The sequence below is a fragment of the Klebsiella sp. D-Nf1 genome (assembly GCF_002810515.1).
GTDB classification, from domain to species: domain Bacteria; phylum Pseudomonadota; class Gammaproteobacteria; order Enterobacterales; family Enterobacteriaceae; genus Klebsiella; species Klebsiella variicola.
On the sequence record NZ_PIOK01000010.1, the window covers coordinates 1 to 17,594 of the forward strand.

At 56.7% G+C, this 17,594-nt stretch carries 14 protein-coding genes, 1 rRNA gene and 1 riboswitch; of the genes, 5 read left to right on the forward strand and 10 right to left on the reverse strand.

Annotation, left to right across the window (positions count from 1 at the left end; genetic code table 11):
- The 3 genes from CWM54_RS24935 to btuB form a co-directional block, all read right to left on the reverse strand.
- Nucleotides 1-87: ribosomal RNA gene (locus CWM54_RS24935) — 16S ribosomal RNA — on the reverse strand; the annotation flags it as partial.
- 396 nt (nt 88-483) lie between these two features.
- Nucleotides 484-1,335 carry a glutamate racemase gene (murI, locus tag CWM54_RS24940; protein WP_008807849.1) on the reverse strand — a complete coding sequence of 284 codons (852 nt, stop codon included), beginning with the start codon at nt 1,333-1,335 and terminating at the stop codon, nt 484-486.
- A complete protein-coding gene (gene btuB, locus CWM54_RS24945) occupies nt 1,280-3,118 on the reverse strand; it encodes a TonB-dependent vitamin B12 receptor BtuB (protein WP_100698864.1) in 1,839 nt (612 codons plus the stop codon). Before btuB ends, murI begins: the two co-directional genes overlap by 56 nt.
- 64 nt (nt 3,119-3,182) lie before the next feature.
- Nucleotides 3,183-3,370, reverse strand: a riboswitch (cobalamin riboswitch).
- 114 nt (nt 3,371-3,484) lie between these two features.
- Between btuB and trmA the strand changes: the two genes are divergently transcribed.
- Entirely contained in the window at nt 3,485-4,585 is a 1,101-nt protein-coding gene (gene trmA / locus CWM54_RS24950) for a tRNA (uridine(54)-C5)-methyltransferase TrmA (RefSeq protein ID WP_100698866.1), read from the forward strand.
- Between the two features lie 50 nt (nt 4,586-4,635).
- On the opposite strand, the gene CWM54_RS24955 is transcribed toward trmA, so the two are convergent.
- Nucleotides 4,636-4,995, reverse strand: a complete 360-nt coding sequence (locus tag CWM54_RS24955) for a YijD family membrane protein (RefSeq protein ID WP_061156223.1) — start codon at nt 4,993-4,995, stop codon at nt 4,636-4,638.
- A 15-nt stretch (nt 4,996-5,010) separates the two neighbouring features.
- Nucleotides 5,011-5,646 (reverse strand): HTH-type transcriptional repressor FabR, encoded by a 636-nt coding sequence (gene fabR, locus CWM54_RS24960; protein WP_004151856.1) that lies wholly within the window; start codon nt 5,644-5,646, stop codon nt 5,011-5,013.
- A gap of 196 nt (nt 5,647-5,842) precedes the next feature.
- On the opposite strand from fabR, the gene sthA reads away from it, so the two are divergent.
- On the forward strand, nt 5,843-7,243 hold the full coding sequence (sthA, locus tag CWM54_RS24965) for a Si-specific NAD(P)(+) transhydrogenase (RefSeq protein ID WP_032731557.1): 1,401 nt from the start codon (nt 5,843-5,845) through the stop codon (nt 7,241-7,243).
- Here sthA and oxyR read toward each other — a convergent pair.
- From oxyR to argC, 4 genes are all read right to left on the reverse strand, one after another.
- Nucleotides 7,226-8,143 carry a DNA-binding transcriptional regulator OxyR gene (gene oxyR / locus CWM54_RS24970; protein WP_008807853.1) on the reverse strand — a complete coding sequence of 306 codons (918 nt, stop codon included), beginning with the start codon at nt 8,141-8,143 and terminating at the stop codon, nt 7,226-7,228. The genes sthA and oxyR overlap by 18 nt on opposite strands.
- A 258-nt stretch (nt 8,144-8,401) precedes the next feature.
- On the reverse strand, nt 8,402-9,775 hold the full coding sequence (gene argH / locus CWM54_RS24980; RefSeq protein WP_023340882.1) for an argininosuccinate lyase: 1,374 nt from the start codon (nt 9,773-9,775) through the stop codon (nt 8,402-8,404).
- Nucleotides 9,776-9,873: 98 nt separating this feature from the next.
- On the reverse strand, nt 9,874-10,650 hold the full coding sequence (gene argB, locus CWM54_RS24990) for an acetylglutamate kinase (protein WP_100682028.1): 777 nt from the start codon (nt 10,648-10,650) through the stop codon (nt 9,874-9,876).
- Nucleotides 10,651-10,656: 6 nt separating this feature from the next.
- The gene (argC, locus tag CWM54_RS24995) at nt 10,657-11,661 is read right to left on the reverse strand and encodes an N-acetyl-gamma-glutamyl-phosphate reductase (RefSeq protein ID WP_100698868.1); all 1,005 of its coding nucleotides are present in this window, start codon (nt 11,659-11,661) and stop codon (nt 10,657-10,659) included.
- Nucleotides 11,662-11,774: 113 nt separating this feature from the next.
- On the opposite strand from argC, the gene argE reads away from it, so the two are divergent.
- Together argE and ppc are read left to right on the forward strand one after the other, a co-directional pair.
- Nucleotides 11,775-12,926, forward strand: coding sequence for an acetylornithine deacetylase (gene argE / locus CWM54_RS25000; RefSeq protein WP_100632132.1), 1,152 nt, complete (start codon nt 11,775-11,777; stop codon nt 12,924-12,926).
- 258 nt (nt 12,927-13,184) lie between these two features.
- Nucleotides 13,185-15,836 carry a phosphoenolpyruvate carboxylase gene (gene ppc / locus CWM54_RS25005; protein ID WP_061156227.1) on the forward strand — a complete coding sequence of 884 codons (2,652 nt, stop codon included), beginning with the start codon at nt 13,185-13,187 and terminating at the stop codon, nt 15,834-15,836.
- Nucleotides 15,837-15,884: 48 nt separating this feature from the next.
- Here the strand turns inward: ppc and zinT are convergent, their stop codons facing one another.
- Nucleotides 15,885-16,535, reverse strand: a complete 651-nt coding sequence (gene zinT / locus CWM54_RS25010; RefSeq protein ID WP_100682027.1) for a metal-binding protein ZinT — start codon at nt 16,533-16,535, stop codon at nt 15,885-15,887.
- A 24-nt stretch (nt 16,536-16,559) separates the two neighbouring features.
- Here zinT and CWM54_RS25015 point away from each other — a divergent pair, with 24 nt between their 5' ends.
- The gene (locus CWM54_RS25015) at nt 16,560-17,546 is read left to right on the forward strand and encodes an AraC family transcriptional regulator (protein ID WP_165785969.1); all 987 of its coding nucleotides are present in this window, start codon (nt 16,560-16,562) and stop codon (nt 17,544-17,546) included.
- The last annotated feature ends 48 nt before the right edge of the window (nt 17,547-17,594 follow it).

The following is a 17,594-nucleotide window of genomic DNA, read 5'->3' on the forward strand; positions in this document are numbered from 1 at the left end:
AGCAAGCTCTCTGTGCTACCGCTCGACTTGCATGTGTTAGGCCTGCCGCCAGCGTTCAATCTGAGCCATGATCAAACTCTTCAATTTAAGTTTGATGCTCGTGAATTAAACTTCGTAATGAATTACGTATGTTCACTCAGAGACTTGGTATTCATTTTTCGTCCGAGGACGTTAAGAATCCATGTCACTTTGAGTGCCCACACAGATTGTCTGATAAATTGTTAAAGAGCAGTTGCAACGCGGCTTTCAGCTCACCGTTGCGAGGTCCCGTATAATACGTTTTCCTCATGCAGAGTCAAGCGCTTATTTTGCTTTTCTCTGTCGGTTTTCAGCGTTGAACTTCACCGCCGAAACCCTGCTGACCCGGCGGCTTGCTTGCCGTTGTTCCGTGTCAGTGGAGGCGCATTATAGGGAGTTCTGAGACGTTGACAAGCCCTGTTTTCAAAAAATTATTCAACCGTCTCTTTTTTGTGCAAAACACCCTTAAAGCGGTAATTTTTCCAGCGTTGGGAAACCATAGCGATGCAGAACGGGTAAAAGTTGTTCCGTTTCTGCCGTCAGCGCCATGCAGAATGCCTTATTCTCGTCACTGGATTTCGCGTCCGGCGCTTCATGCTCTAACAGCCAGGCGGTGCGGCGGGCAATCGCCGCGCCAGAATCGATAAGCCGCGTGCCCTCCGGCAGAACGCGCTGCAGCTCCTCCTGTAAAAGAGGAAAGTGGGTACAGCCCAGCACCACCGTATCCGGCGGCTCCTGCATCCGCAGCCACGGGCGCAGGATACGGCGCAGCTCTTCTAACGGCACAGGCTCGCCGTGCAGTTTCGCTTCCGCCAGTTCCACCAGCTCCGCCGACCCCAGCATTTCAATCCGACATTCATTGGCAAAGCGGTCGATCAGCTCACGGGTATAAGGACGCTTAACGGTACCGCGGGTCGCCAGCAGGCCAACAATGCCGTTCGCCGTTAAGCGGGCGGCGGGCTTAATCGCCGGCACCACGCCAACGACAGGGAAGGCGAACTTTTCACGCAGGGCGGGTAGCGAGACGGTACTGGCGGTGTTGCAGGCGATCACCGCCAGCGCCAGTGGATAGCGTTGCTGAACGGCAGTCACGATTTCAACAACGCGCTCAACGATAAACTCCTCGCTCTTCTCACCGTATGGGAAAGCGACGTTATCGAAAGCATAGATGTAATGCAGATTCGGCAGCAGCTGCCGAATCTCATTATAAACCGACAACCCACCGACGCCGGAATCAAACACCAGCACGGTGGGACGTGGATCAGAAGGTGTAGCTGCCAGACAAGGTGTATTCCCGTCCTGCAGATTGGTAGCCATAAACTGTCTCGTAATCTTTATCGAACAGGTTGGCTATTTTACCACGAACTGTCAGGTGTGAGGTGACGGGATACGATAAACCGACATCCCAGAGACTCAACCCACCCATATTGACGGTACGCGAGTTGTCGTAGTCATAATCGTAACGCTTGCCGATGTAGTGATACGTCACATCCCACCCCAGATCGTAGACCTGACCGTTCAGCTCGTATTTCACCTGCTGCTTCGCCCGGCGATAGAGGATCTTGTTGGTTTCATCATCGCGAGGGTCAACATACTGCAGCGTCAGATGGTGCTCCACCGGCCCGGTGGTGACATTCCCCGTCCACTCCAGCCCCTTGATCGTCGCAGACTTGACGTTGTAATAGGCGTTGTTGTCGTAATCGATGAGGTTCTGAATCTCATAGCGATACGCGGAGAGGCGCCAGTCGAGCGGCCCCGTTAACCCTTCGAGGCCCGCTTCCCATTGCTTCGACTCCTCGGGTTTCAGGTTCGGGTTAGAGGCGATGCCAAAGCGTTCTGCACCGTACTGCTGCCCGAGGGAGGGGGCGAGGAATCCTGTGCCGTACGAAAACGTTGTCCGATAACCGTCGATAAACTCCCAGCCTGCCGCCGTCTGCCAGGTTCCGTGCCAGCCAAACTGCTCGTCATGATCCTCACGGCCGGAAGCTTCCAGCGTCACGCTATCAATCTGCTGCTGGCCCGTCAGATAGAGACCGGTGGTATCACGCTTATATACGTCGGTACTGGTCGTTCCGCTGGATTTCAGCTTCTCTTGTTTCCAGTCAACGCCGCCGCTCACTGCCCCATGGCCCACCACAACATTATTTCCCCACTGGATATAGCGCTGTTCCATATCATCCAGGGTGGTGCCCGCGGCATAGCGGCCAGCATCGCTGCTGTAGTTGTAATCTTTGATGCGCTGATAGTTAGCAATCAGCTGAGAGGAGTAAATCCCGGAGTGGTAGTGCAGACCGGTATCCCAGGACTGGGTATAAGACTGGTCTTCATCGTTTCCGCCTGCATAGCCCCAGTTGCCCTGGTCATAATCAGCGTTGGCGGAATAACCATAGCCGCGGAAAAAACCTGAGAAGTTGTCATCGAACTGATGCTGTACCCCGCCCCACAGCATTTTATTGCGGTAGCCGTCGCGATCGCTGTCGCCACTATAAGAGGAGTTTGGCTGAACGTTAAACCCTTTGGTGGTCTGATAGGCGCCGGCAGCGGTAACCAGCGTATCGCCAAACCGCTTGTTAAAGGCGCCATCGTAGGACTGATAGCCGTTCGTCCCCGCGCCGGCGTTAATTTGCGAACGCTCAGCGTCGGTCATGGTGATAATGTTCACCACCCCGCCGATCGCTCCGGAGCCGTAGACTGCGGAGCGCGGCCCACGGATGTATTCCACCCGCTGGACCAGTGAGATAGGGATCTGACTGATATCCACGCCATTGGAGATCCCCGGACGCGCCATCGGCACACCGTCGATCAGCACCAGCACGTGGCGAGTCTCCGTCCCCCGAACATACAGCGAAGCGCTCTGCCCCATGCCGCCGTTGCGGGCAATATCGACCCCGGGAAGACGACGCATAACATCGTTTAAATCTTTGGACTGCCAGCGGTCGATGTCATCGCGCGTCACTATATCAGTCGGCGCCAGCACGGTATTGACCGGCTGTTGAAAACGGTTTGCTGTCACCACCAACGTATCTGAATTGCTATCCTGCGCCCAGCCGGAAAATGCCGTGACGGATAAAGCCGTCATCAGCGAAGCTTTTTTAATCATTGTAAAAGCATCCGAAACAGAAAAAGGATGCCGCAGGTTTTATCAGTTGCTCGCGACGATAAAACCCAGTGCGACGTATTCCGGCAGGTCTTCGGGCTTGGAGGCTGTTTCAAGAAATAATGACTTCCCACGGCTAGCCGCAGTGTCTGCACCGAGTGCGCTCATTTCTCACCTTCCTTACCGCTGCGCGTCAGCCCCAGATTTCCACTGGGTTCCCTTTTAACTCACAGGACCGGTAGGCGAATGCTACAATTAGAATCATATAGATGTCCAGACTGCTAATTATATTTCCCGCCACATTCGAGGCTGGACATCCCCGGCGCTTTCCCTACAATCCCCGCGTACTTATTTTATTCAGGATGCATCATGACCCCCGAACACCTTCCTACCGAACAATACGAAGCGCAGCTGGCAGAAAAAGTCGTCCGTTTGCAAACCATGATGGCGCCTTTTGCCGCGCCGGTTCCGGAAGTGTTTCGTTCGCCGGTCAGCCACTACCGGATGCGCGCCGAGTTCCGTCTGTGGCACGATGGCGACGATCTGTACCATATTATTTTCGATCAGCAGACCCGGTCGCGGATTCGCGTTGACAGCTTTCCGGCCGCCAGCGCGCTTATCAATCAGCTGATGACCGCCATGCTGGAGGGCGTACGCAACAATCCCGTGCTGCGCCATAAATTGTTCCAGATTGACTATCTGACCACCCTCAGCAACCAGGCGGTCGTTTCGCTGCTGTATCATAAAAAACTCGATGATGCCTGGCGTGAGCAAGCGGAGGCGCTGCGTGACGCCCTGCGAGCCCAGGGACTCAATGTGCATCTGATTGGACGGGCGACCAAAACCAAAATCGAGCTCGATCAGGACTATATAGATGAACGCCTGGCGGTTGGCGGTCGAGAGATGATCTACCGTCAGGTGGAAAACAGCTTTACCCAGCCGAACGCGGCCATGAACATTCAGATGCTGGAGTGGGCGCTGGATGTCACCAAAGAGGCGACCGGTGACCTGCTGGAATTGTACTGCGGCAACGGTAACTTCTCGCTGGCGCTGGCGCGTAATTTTGATCGCGTGCTGGCCACCGAAATCGCCAAACCGTCGGTGGCTGCGGCGCAGTACAACATCGCCGCTAACCATATCGACAACGTGCAGATTATCCGCATGGCGGCGGAAGAGTTTACTCAGGCGATGAATGGCGTGCGGGAGTTCAACCGTCTGCAGGGTATCGATCTGCAAAGCTATCAGTGCGAGACCATTTTCGTCGATCCGCCGCGCAGCGGACTGGACAGCGAAACGGAAAAAATGGTGCAGGCCTATCCGCGCATTCTGTACATTTCGTGCAACCCGGAAACGCTGTGCCGCAATCTGGAGACGTTAAGCCAGACGCACAACGTCACCCGACTGGCGCTGTTCGATCAGTTCCCGTACACCCATCACATGGAGTGCGGCGTCCTGCTGACCCGGAAATAGGCCAAAAAAAACCGGCAATGTCATATTGCCGGTTTTTTACCGTTGGCGGCTTACTCGGCTGCCGTATCTTTGCGGTTACGCATCTTGTAACCGATCCAGAAGACCATCGCGACTGACAGGACGGCCGGGAAGAAGTTAGAGCCGATATCCGGATACTCCGCACGCACGACGGTGCTGTACAACAGCACCCCGAGAATAAAAAAGGCGGCGGCCAGGCCCGGAAGCCCAACGGGCATACTGCGATTCTGATAGCGCTGATGCAGACAGTAGACCGTCAGCAGCAGGGATAAAACCGGGAAGACGGAAAACGGAACTATCGAACTGAACAGCGCCGCAAAGGCGCCATTAATGGATAACCCGGCAATCAGCGCCAGCAGCAGCGTACCTTTATCTTGAACTGAGTGTTTCATTGCTCGTCCTTCACGTTATTCGGAATGATGTGACATTTTTTCTTGTTCACGGCGATACCAGTAATACGCGCCTTTCGAGATCATTCTGAGCTGCAGCACCAACCGTTCTTCCAGCTGTCGGCGCTGTTCAGGGCCGACATCCAGCGCTTCCGCGCCAGCGCTAAAGACGATGGTGACCATAGCTTCAGCCTGCGCTTCGGTGAAGGCGCGCGGCATATGGTTTTCGAGTTCTAAATAGTCGGCGAGTTCCGCGATAAAGTGCTGGATCTCGCGCGCGACGGCGGCGCGAAACGCCGCAGAGGTTCCCGAGCGCTCTCGCAACAGCAAGCGGAAGGCGTTCGGATTGTTACCGATAAACTCCATAAAGGTGGAGACCGAGGTACGGATCACGCTGCCGCCTTTAGCAATTCTCTGGCGCGCCTGGCGCATCAGCTGGCGCAGCATCAGTCCGCTCTCATCGACCATCGTCAGGCCTAACTCATCGACATCGCGAAAATGACGATAAAAGGACGTCGGCGCGATCCCAGCTTCCCGCGCCACTTCGCGCAAGCTCAGGCTGGCGAAACTCCGCTCAGCGCTAAGTTGGCTGAATGCTGCTTCCACCAGCGAACGGCGGGTTTTTTCTTTTTGTTGTGCTCTTACGCCCATCACGATGTATGAATCCTTCCAATAGCCCTGCTGGCACTATACCAGAGATTAAAACTAATCGGTTTGCACTGGATTGTGAATGATTGTTTACGAGCCGTTTCTGCTTTTATGCCGCAAAAAAGCACAACGATAATTGGGTTAAAGCGCAGCGAATGTTATCATCGTGTTTATTTTATGTATAAAACAGGTGAGTAATGCCATGTCACACTCTTGGGATTATGATGCAATAGTGATTGGTTCCGGTCCTGGCGGCGAAGGCGCCGCCATGGGACTGGTGAAACAGGGAGTACGCGTTGCCGTCATTGAGCGCTACCATAATGTCGGCGGCGGTTGCACCCACTGGGGCACCATCCCGTCGAAAGCCCTCCGCCATGCCGTCAGCCGTATTATCGAGTTTAACCAAAACCCCCTCTACAGCGACCACTCCCGCCTTCTTCGCTCTTCTTTCGCCGACATCCTCAACCATGCCGACAGCGTCATCAACCAGCAGACTCATATGCGCCAGGGATTCTATGAGCGCAACCACTGTGAAATTCTGCAGGGCAACGCGCACTTCGTTGATGAACATACTCTGGCGCTGGAATGCCATGACGGCACGGTCGAGACGGTGACCGCGGAGAAATTCGTTATCGCCTGCGGGTCACGTCCCTACCATCCGGCCGATGTCGATTTCCACCACCCGCGCATCTATGACAGCGATTCAATTCTCAGCCTGCAGCATGAGCCGCGCCACGTGATCATTTACGGCGCCGGGGTGATCGGTTGCGAATATGCGTCGATCTTCCGCGGCATGGAGGTGAAGGTCGATCTGATCAACACCCGCGATCGTCTGCTGGCCTTCCTCGATCAGGAGATGTCAGACTCGCTCTCTTATCACTTCTGGAACAGCGGCGTGGTCATTCGCCACAACGAGGAGTATGAGAAAATTGAGGGTGTGGATGACGGCGTGATCATGCACCTGAAGTCCGGCAAAAAGCTGAAGGCCGATTGCCTGCTGTACGCCAACGGGCGCACCGGCAATACCGACACCCTGGCGCTGGAAAACATCGGTCTGCAGACTGACAGCCGCGGCCAGCTGAAGGTCAACAGCATGTACCAGACCGCCCTCCCGCACGTCTATGCGGTTGGCGATGTCATCGGCTATCCAAGCCTGGCTTCTGCCGCTTACGATCAAGGGCGCATTGCCGCCCAGGCGCTGGTGAAAGGCGAAGCTTCAGCGCATCTGATTGAAGATATCCCCACCGGGATCTACACCATTCCGGAAATCAGCTCCGTCGGGAAAACCGAGCAGCAGCTGACGGCAATGAAAGTGCCGTATGAGGTGGGTCGCGCCCAGTTTAAACACCTGGCACGGGCGCAAATCGTTGGCATGAGCGTGGGAACCCTGAAGATCCTGTTCCATCGGGAGACCAAGGAGATCCTCGGCATTCACTGCTTTGGCGAACGCGCAGCCGAAATCATTCACATCGGCCAGGCGATCATGGAGCAGAAAGGTGGTGGTAACACCATTGAGTACTTCGTCAACACCACCTTTAACTACCCGACCATGGCGGAAGCGTATCGGGTCGCCGCGCTGAACGGCTTAAACCGCCTGTTTTAACGCCTTGTCGAAATGGCCATCCATCGTACCGCGGATGGCCTCCGCCAGATGTTCATAGCGGCTGCGCAGCGGTGAGCCCGGACGGTAAACCAGGCCGATGGTTCGTCTTGGCTCTGGCTTAATGCATGGCAGATAGACCACGCCATCGCGTTTTCTTTCCTGCGGTACCGCCAGCGCAGGCAGCAAGGTAATGCCGCTGCCTGCCGCCACCATATTGCGTAGCGTTTCCAGACTGGTCGCCCGGAAGTGGGTATCTTCATCCGCTCCCGCTTCAAAGCAAAAGCCCATCGCCTGATCGCGCAGACAGTGGCCATCCTCCAGCATCAGCAGCTTTTCACCAGCCAGATCCGACATCGGCACGCGGTCGCGGTTCGCCCACGGGTGATCCTCATAGATAGCCAGCATCATCGGCTCATCAAACAGCGGCACCTCGATAAAGGCCTCGCTCTCTTTGACCAGCGCCAGAATGGCGCAGTCGAGCTTGCCGCTGTCGAGCTGGGCCAGCAGCTGATGGGTCTGCGCTTCGTGCAGGTACATTTCCAGTTTCGGAAAGGTTTGGTGCAGCATCGGAATGATTTGCGGCAGCAGATACGGGCCAATTGTCGGGATCAAGCCGATGTGCAGCGGCCCGGACATGGTTTCCCCTTGTTGGCTTGCCATCTCCTTGAGCACTTTTACTTCGCGTAACACGGTACGCGCCTGATCCACCAGCAACAGCCCCGCCTGGGTAAACAGAACCTTACGGCTGGTGCGCTCCAGCAGCATGACGCCAAGTTCATCCTCGAGCTTGCGGATCTGTCCGCTGAGCGTCGGTTGGCTCACGTGGCATGAGTCAGCCGCCCGCCGGAAGTGGCGGTGTTCGGCGAGCGCTACCAGGTATTCAAGATCGCGAATATTCATTATTCATCCTCCATCGCCACGATAGTCCATGGCGATAGATAGCATAGCAACGAACGATTATCCCTATCAAGCTTTCTGTTCAATAATACGCCCATAGAGACGGTAAACCTGTGAAAATCATTGGCCCGTCACACTGTTTCTCTACCCGAACAACTAAAGCCAACGTGAACTTTTGCGGACCTTGTGTCCGCTTTTTTTTGCATAAAAAACCCGGCGTCGTCAGGCTCGGCCGGGTTCAGAAAGGTGGATGCCAGTGAATTAGCTCAGGCGCGCTTTCGCGTCGCTGATAGCCTGCGCCACCTGCTGCGGCGAAACGCCGCCTTTCGCTGCGCGTTTATCGAGGCAGGACTGCAGAGACAGAATCGGATAAACATCGTCTGCGATGACCGGACTGAATTTCTGCAGATCGGCCAGGGGCAGCGCTTCCAGCGGTTTCCCTTGCGCAATGGCTTCCACTACCGCCTCACCAACAATATGGTGCGCTTCACGGAACGGAACGCCTTTCGCCACCAGATAATCTGCCAGCTCTGTAGCGTTGGCATAGCCCTGCTGCGCCGCTTCCGCACAGCGCGGGCGTTTCACCTGGATGCCATCCAGCACCAGGGTCGCCATATGCAGGCAGTCGAGCCAGGTATCCAGGGCGTCGAAAAGCCCCTCTTTATCTTCCTGCATGTCTTTGTTGTAGGCCAGAGGCAGACCTTTCAGCGTCATCATCATGCCGGTCAACGCGCCCTGCACGCGGCCGCATTTACCACGAATTAATTCCAGCGCGTCCGGGTTTTTCTTCTGCGGCATCAGGGAGGAGCCGGAGGTCACGCGATCAGAAAGCTCGACGAAGTTCGCCTCGCCGGAGTTAAAGAAAATCAGATCTTCAGCAAAGCGCGACAGATGCACCATGCCAATAGACGCATCGGAAAGCAGCTCCAGAACATGGTCGCGATCGGAAACGCTGTCGAGGCTGTTGCGGGTGGCAGAGGCAAAGCCCAGCCAGCCGGCCAGCTGCTCGCGGTCGATTTCATACGCCGTCCCCGCCAGCGCGCCGCAGCCCAGCGGGCTAACGTCGAGGCGCTTCAGCGCGTCCTGCAGGCGGCTTTCGTCACGCGCCAGCATTTCAACGTAGGCCAGACACCAGTGTGCGAACGTCACTGGCTGCGCGCGCTGCAGGTGAGTGTACCCCGGCATCACCGCGTCCTGGTTATGCTGGGCGGTCTCCACCAGCGCGCTCTGCAGCTGGCGATTCGCCGACAGCAGTTCGACAACGGTATCTTTGCACCACAGTTTAAGATCGGTGGCGACCTGGTCGTTACGGCTGCGCCCGGTGTGCAGTTTCTTGCCCAGCTGGCCCACTTTATCGATCAGCTTGCCTTCCACCCAGCTGTGAATATCTTCGGCATCGCTGGCGAGGATTTGCTGCGGATTGGCGCGCACCTCTTCCAGCAGCACATTCAGCGCTTCTTCCAGCTGCTGCTGTTCAGCGGCACTCAGAACGCCGACCGTTACCAGCGCTTTCGACCAGGCGACAGAGCCAACGATATCCTGCTCCGCCAGACGATAGTCGAAGCGCAACGAGTCGTTGAACTGTTTGAACCGTTGATCTGCTGCCTGTGTAAAACGCCCGCCCCAAAGTGCCATAACATGCTTCCTTTATTCGTTAGTTCTGCCGGCGGCATTGTGCCGCCCGGCCTACAGTCTGTAAGCCCGGCAGACGACGCGCCGCCGGGCATGAAATCTTAAGCCAGAATACGTGTGCCGATCGGCGTGCCGTTAAATAACGCTGGCAGCTGCTCGGCGTGACGCCAGGAGGCGATATCCACCGGACGGCCCAGGGCACGTGCGGCGTCAAGGGCCGCATTCACTTTAACAATCATGCCGTCAGTGATAATGCCCTGCTCGATCAGCTGCTCCGCTTTCTCGGCGGTCATCTCGGCAATGCGCTGTCCTTTACCGTCGAGGATACCGCTGACATCAGACAGCAGGATCAGATCCGCCCCCAGGGTGGCCGCCAGCGCTGTCGCCGCCTGGTCAGCATTGACGTTCATCAGCTGGCCTTCATCGGTCACCCCGATAGAGCTCACCACTGGCAGGTAACCGCCCGCCAACAGGGTGTTGATCAGCGCCGGGGAGCCCGGCTGCGCCAGCCCGACATGGCCCAGCTCGGCATCCAGCTGCGTGACCTTCACGCTATCGCCATCGCCGAGGAACAGGCCGACAGAGGCCAGACCGTGCTTTTTCGCCCATGCCAGCAGCGTCTTGTTGGCCGTTCCCGCCAGCGCGCCAGTAATAATGTCAATCTGATCGGCAGGCGTAACCCGCAGGCCATTTTTCTTTTTCACCGGCAGATTAAGCTGTTTCATCAGCTCATCCACCACGCAGCCGCCGCCGTGGACAATAATCAGCGGACGCTGGTGCGCTTCACGGTAGTTAACCAGCGCGGTAAACAGGCGCTCCAGCGCTTCTTCGCTATCGAGTAATACGCCGCCGAGTTTGATAATTAATGGGTTCATCATCACACCTTAAATAAGAGACTGCGTCTCAGCGAAGCCGAAACGAATATTCGCGCACTGCACTGCCTGCGCTGCGGCGCCTTTCAGTAGGTTATCTTCTGCTGCGACGACGATGAGATGGTCGTCCTGCACGGCAAAACCGATATCACAGAATGGCAGACCCTCGACGCTTTTCAATGCGGGTACGCCTTTATCATATAAACGTACCAGCGGTTTATCGGCGTAAGCCTGCTGGTAAACCGCTGCGATCTGCGCGTGGCCGACGCCCGGCTTCAGGCGGCAGGTAATGGTTTCAAGGATGCCGCGCTTAAAATTACCCAGGTGCGGGGTAAAAATCACCTTTGCCCCGAGGTGGCTGGCAATCTCCGGCTGATGGCGATGGTTAAATATGCCGTATGGCTGCAGGCTCACTTCACAGAAGCTATTGCTGATCGCGGCTTTACGACCCGCGCCGCTCACCCCGCTGGTGGCGTTGATCACCGGCCACTGGTTCAGATCCAGCAGATTGGCATCAATTAGCGGCTTCAGCGACAGCTGCGCCGCCGTCGGATAGCAGCCAGGCACCGCGATTAACTGCGCTTCTTTAAGCGCATCCGCGCTCCACTCCGCCAGACCATACACCGCCTGTTTGAGCAGGTCGGGATGTTGATGAGTGAAACCGTAATATTTTTCGTAGAACGCCCCATCGTTAACGCGGAAGGCACCGGAAAGATCGAACACCACGCAGCCGGCGGCAAGGAACTGCGGCGCCAGGTCGTGACTCACTTCGTGCGCGGTGGCGAGAAACACCACGTCCACGCCAGCGCTGAATTCGCTGATATCGGACATCGGCTGCAGCGGCATATCGACAATGCCTTTGAGCTGCGGATGCAGGTCGGAAATTAATTTTCCCGCATCATTGCTTTGCGCGGAGACCGTCAAAGCGGTTATGTTCATATGCGGATGACGATTGATATAGGTCACCAGCTCTGCGCCGGCATAACCACTGGCACCCACAATCAGCGTATTTAACATTGGAAGCGCATCTCCTTACATTCGATGGGTTTTCTTACGCTCAACGATATTGTATTTTTATTCACAATAAATGCATGAATATTGATACTATCACGACCCAAGGTGTGTCAACAATGAAAAACAATTTACCGCCCTTTATCGAGATTTACCGCGCGTTGATCGCCACACCGTCCATCAGCGCGACCGAAGAGGCTCTCGATCAAAGCAATGAGTCTTTAATCAATTTGCTGGCAGGCTGGTTCCGCGATCTCGGCTTCAATGTTGAGGTACAGCCGGTGCCGGATACGCGCCATAAATTCAACCTGCTGGCCAGCACCGGACACGGCGCCGGCGGCCTGCTGCTCGCCGGGCATACCGATACCGTGCCATTCGATGATGGCCGCTGGACGCGGGATCCGTTCACCCTCACCGAACACGATAACAAGCTCTACGGCCTCGGCACGGCTGACATGAAAGGCTTCTTCGCCTTTATTCTCGACGCCCTGCGCGATGTCGACGTCACCACGCTGAAAAAACCGCTGTATATTCTGGCCACCGCCGACGAAGAGACCAGCATGGCTGGCGCGCGCTATTTTGCCGAAACCACCCAGCTGCGCCCGGACTGCGCCATTATCGGCGAGCCCACCTCCCTGCAGCCGATCCGCGCCCACAAAGGACATATGTCCAACGCGATCCGTATTCAGGGCCAGTCCGGCCACTCCAGCGATCCGGCGCGCGGAGTCAACGCGATTGAGCTGATGCACGACGCCATCGGCCGCATTATGCAGCTGCGCGATCTGCTAAAAGAGCGCTACCACTTCGAGGCGTTCACGGTCCCTTACCCGACCCTTAACCTGGGCGCTATCCATGGCGGCGATGCCTCAAACCGTATCTGCGCCTGCTGCGAACTGCATATGGATATCCGCCCGCTGCCGGGGATGACCCTCAACGACCTTAATGGTCTGTTGGACGAAGCGCTGGCGCCCGTCAGTGAGCGCTGGCCGGGCCGCCTGACGGTCTCAGAGCTGCACCCGCCGATCCCCGGCTACGAATGCCCGCCGGACCATAAGCTGGTACAGGTGGTTGAGAAACTGCTCGGCGCGCAGACCGACGTGGTGAACTACTGCACCGAAGCGCCGTTTATCCAGACGCTGTGTCCGACGCTGGTTCTCGGCCCGGGTTCCATCAATCAGGCCCATCAGCCTGACGAGTATCTGGAGACGCGCTTTATCAAGCCGACCCGGGAGCTGATTAGCCAGGTGGTTCATCACTTCTGCTGGCACTAAAATCACCCTCTTTTTCCGCCCCGTTCTCCCGGGGCGGAACGGTGACGATCGTCACATTTCCATAAGCGATGCTTATCCAGCGACCCCTGAGTTAAATTTCGCAAATTACGGCGATTTACTCGTTTGCTGAAGCGATTTCGCAGTAATTGACGTGGGGGTATTTACGTGGCTTTATAAAAGACGGGTTGCTTATCCGTTGCTCACGTTCCAGCGCAGCGGATATAACAAAATAAAATGAGATGGGGTGTCTGGGGTAACATGAACGAACAATATTCCGCATTGCGTAGTAATGTCAGTATGCTCGGCAAGGTGCTGGGCGATACCATCAAGGATGCATTGGGAGAAAATATTCTTGATCGTGTCGAAACTATCCGTAAGTTGTCCAAGTCTTCACGTGCCGGCAACGAAGCCAACCGCCAGGAGCTGCTGACCACGCTGCAGAATTTGTCTAACGACGAACTGCTGCCGGTTGCCCGTGCCTTCAGCCAGTTTCTGAATCTGGCGAACACCGCTGAGCAGTACCACAGCATTTCGCCGAATGGCGAAGCGGCCAGCAATCCGGAAGTCATTGCGCGTACCCTGAGAAAGCTCAAAGACCAACCCAATCTCAACGAAGACACCATCAAAAAAGCGGTGGAATCTCTGTCTCTGGAGCTGGTATTAACCGCCCACCCGACCGAGATCACCCGCCGGACGCTGATCCATAAAATGGTGGAAGTGAACAGCTGCCTCAAGCAACTGGACAATAAAGACATCGCCGACTACGAACACCATCAGCTGATGCGCCGCCTGCGCCAGCTGATCGCCCAGTCCTGGCATACCGACGAGATCCGTAAATACCGCCCGTCTCCGGTCGACGAAGCCAAATGGGGCTTTGCCGTGGTGGAAAACAGCCTGTGGGAAGGGGTGCCTAACTATCTGCGCGAGCTGAACGAACAGCTGGAAGCCAACCTTGGCTATCAGCTGCCGGTGGACTTCGTCCCGGTGCGCTTCACCTCGTGGATGGGCGGCGACCGCGACGGCAACCCGAACGTGACCGCCGACATCACCCGCCACGTGCTGCTGCTCAGCCGCTGGAAAGCGACCGACCTGTTCCTCAAAGACGTGCAGGTGCTGATCTCCGAGCTGTCGATGGTGGAGTGTACCGACGAGCTGCGCGCCCTGGCTGGCGCCGAGGGCGCTCAGGAACCGTACCGTTATCTGATGAAGAAACTGCGCACTCAGCTGATGGAGACCCAGGCCTGGCTGGAAGCGCGCCTGAAAGGTCAGAAGCTGCCGAAACCGGCGGGACTGATCACTCAGAACGAGCAGCTGTGGGAGCCGCTGTACGCCTGCTATAAGTCGCTGCAGGCCTGCGGCATGGGCATTATCGCCAACGGCGAGCTGCTCGATACCCTGCGCCGCGTGAAGTCTTTCGGCGTACCGCTGGTGCGTATTGATATCCGTCAGGAAAGCACTCGCCATACCGAAGCGCTGGGGGAAATGACCCGTTACCTCGGGATCGGCGATTACGAAAGCTGGTCAGAAGCTGACAAACAGGCTTTCCTGATCCGCGAACTGAATTCCAAACGTCCGCTGCTGCCGCGCCAGTGGGAGCCAAGCGAAGAGACCCGTGAAGTCCTCGACACCTGCAAAGTGATCGCCGAGGCGCCGCGCGGATCGATCGCCGCCTACGTGATCTCGATGGCGAAAACGCCGTCCGACGTGCTGGCGGTTCATCTGCTGCTGAAAGAGGCCGGGATTGGTTTTGCTCTGCCGGTGGCCCCGCTGTTCGAAACGCTGGACGACCTGAACAACGCCAACGATGTCATGACTCAGCTGCTGAATATCGACTGGTACCGCGGCTTTATCCAGGGCAAGCAGATGGTCATGATTGGCTATTCTGACTCCGCCAAAGATGCTGGCGTGATGGCCGCCTCCTGGGCGCAGTACCAGGCGCAGGACGCGCTGATCAAAACCTGTGAGAAAGCCGGTATCGAACTGACGCTGTTCCACGGACGCGGCGGTTCCATCGGCCGCGGCGGTGCGCCAGCCCACGCTGCGCTCCTCTCACAGCCGCCGGGAAGCCTGAAAGGCGGTCTGCGCGTCACCGAGCAGGGCGAGATGATCCGCTTTAAGTACGGCCTGCCGGAAGTGACCATCAGCAGTCTGTCGCTGTATACCAGCGCCATTCTGGAAGCCAACCTGCTGCCGCCGCCGGAACCGAAAGCCGAATGGCGCGAGATCATGGCTGAGCTTTCCGACGTCTCCTGCAAGATGTACCGCGGCTACGTGCGTGAAAACAAAGATTTCGTCCCTTATTTCCGCTCCGCGACCCCGGAGCAGGAGCTGGGCAAACTGCCGCTGGGTTCGCGTCCGGCAAAACGTCGCCCAACCGGCGGCGTCGAGTCACTGCGCGCTATTCCGTGGATCTTCGCCTGGACGCAGAACCGCCTGATGCTACCAGCCTGGCTGGGCGCTGGTGCCGCGCTGCAGAAGGTGGTCGAAGGTGGAAAACAGAGTGAACTGGAAGCGATGTGTCGCGACTGGCCGTTCTTCTCTACCCGCCTCGGCATGCTGGAGATGGTTTACTCGAAGGCTGACCTGTGGCTGGCAGAGTATTACGATCAGCGCCTGGTGAAGCCGGAGCTGTGGGCGCTGGGTACCGAGCTGCGTAAGCTGCTGGCTGCCGACATCAACGTCGTGTTGGCCATCGCCAACGACTCCCATCTGATGGCCGACCTGCCGTGGATCGCCGAGTCTATCCAGCTGCGTAATATCTATACCGACCCGCTGAACGTCCTGCAGGCGGAACTGCTGCACCGTTCACGCCAGGCCGAAGAAGCAGGCAAGGACCCGGATCCGCGCGTTGAACAAGCGCTGATGGTCACCATCGCCGGCGTTGCCGCCGGTATGCGTAACACCGGCTAATCGAAGTCTCTCTCCCCCGGCCGCCCGGTCGGGGGATTTTCACCTGTTCTAGTGGTGCAGCATCTCATCAACAATCTGCTCTTTATGCAGCGCATACGGATAATAGGTCGGCCAGTTATCCATCTCTTTCAGCAACGCCTCCTGTGATTCATTGCCCATGAAAATATGGAAATGCTGCGATTTACGCGGGCCAATGATATGGTCGCTGAACTGCACAAATTTCGGCGCGTTGGCATCGCCCTGCTGGCACTCAAACAGGTAACGTACGCCCTTCTTGCCGGAGGCGTAATGCAGAATTTTGTAGCCTGAATAGCGGTATTTGCAGCTGTTGACGACATCGCCAACGTGGAACTCAATCACATCATTTTCAATGCCAATCTGCTCCACATCGGTGGCGTAGCCCTTCTTATAATAGGCGCGATACTCCTCGACGCTCTTGCCGCCGGGCTTTTTCGCCTTCTGCTCCAGCACCGGATCGAGGTCGCCATTGAGCAGATACGGGTTTACCGACTGCCAGACGCCCTCCCAGTCGCTCAGCGCGCGGTCCTGCACATTTTTATCCGCAAAAATGCCTTCACTGGCCTGACGCTCGACGTCGGTTAACGCCGGGCCATGGTTATGATTGCCGTGGGCAAACACCTGGGCGCTGGCTAGCACCATGCCGAATCCAAAGGCCAGCAGGGGGATCTTTCTGGTCATTACTCTCTCCTGAGTTTGATATCAATGGCGACAAATTGTTACGATATAACATATCTTATCTGGGAAGCAAGCATGACTGGCAAGCGCTTTTACCGCTGGAAAAATGTCCGGTATGATGAAAGAGGTGATGCGCTGAACGGAAGAATGATGGACAACGATATCAATCAACTTATTGATTCATTCCTAAAAAAGCAGAATGGTATCGGCCGGGTCTATTTTGCCGGCGAGATGCGCTCGCCTGCTGAGCCGGTAGTGCAGGTTGATTTTCCCCGTCTGAACATCATCATCAATGGGCAGTTGCCCGACCGGGCACTCGGCGAAAACGCCAGCCCTCTTGAGGCGAACGACGTGCTCTATATCCCTCGCGATAGCTGGAACTGCCCGCAGTGGCAGGCGCCCTGCCTGCTGTTAAGTATCCTGTTCGATAAGCAGCGACTGGAGTGCTCGCTGCAGCACTGGAATGGCAAGGCGATAACCGTTGTCGAAAAGCGGCAGGCGCTGCGCCGCGGGCCGCGCGTCGGTTCATTTCTGCTGCAGGCGCTCAATGAGCTCCGGATGCAGCCGCAGGAGCAGCGAACCGCCCGCAGCATTGTCGTCAGCCTGCTCAGCCACTGCCATGACCTTCTCGGCAGCCAGGCGCAAACCTCCTCGCGCAGCCAGGCGCTGTTTGAGGCAATCCGCCAGTACATGGACGCCCATTATGCAGAGCCGCTGAGCCGGGAATCGGTGGCCCAGGCGTTCTATCTCTCCCCCAACTATCTTTCTCACCTGTTCCAGAAATGCGGGCCAATGGGCTTCAATGAATATCTGAACCATATTCGTCTTGAACAGGCCCGTATGCTGCTGAAGGGCCACGATATGAAAGTGAAAGATATCGCCCACGCCTGCGGCTTCGCCGACAGCAATTATTTCTGCCGCCTGTTTCGCAAAACCACCGAGCGCTCGCCGTCTGAATACCGCCGTCAGTATCATAGCCAGTTAACGGAAATATCTTCTCCGGCTAAAAACTAGATTTTTGTGTGTTAAACCTGACTTTTGTGCGCGCTTTTATTGCTGCCC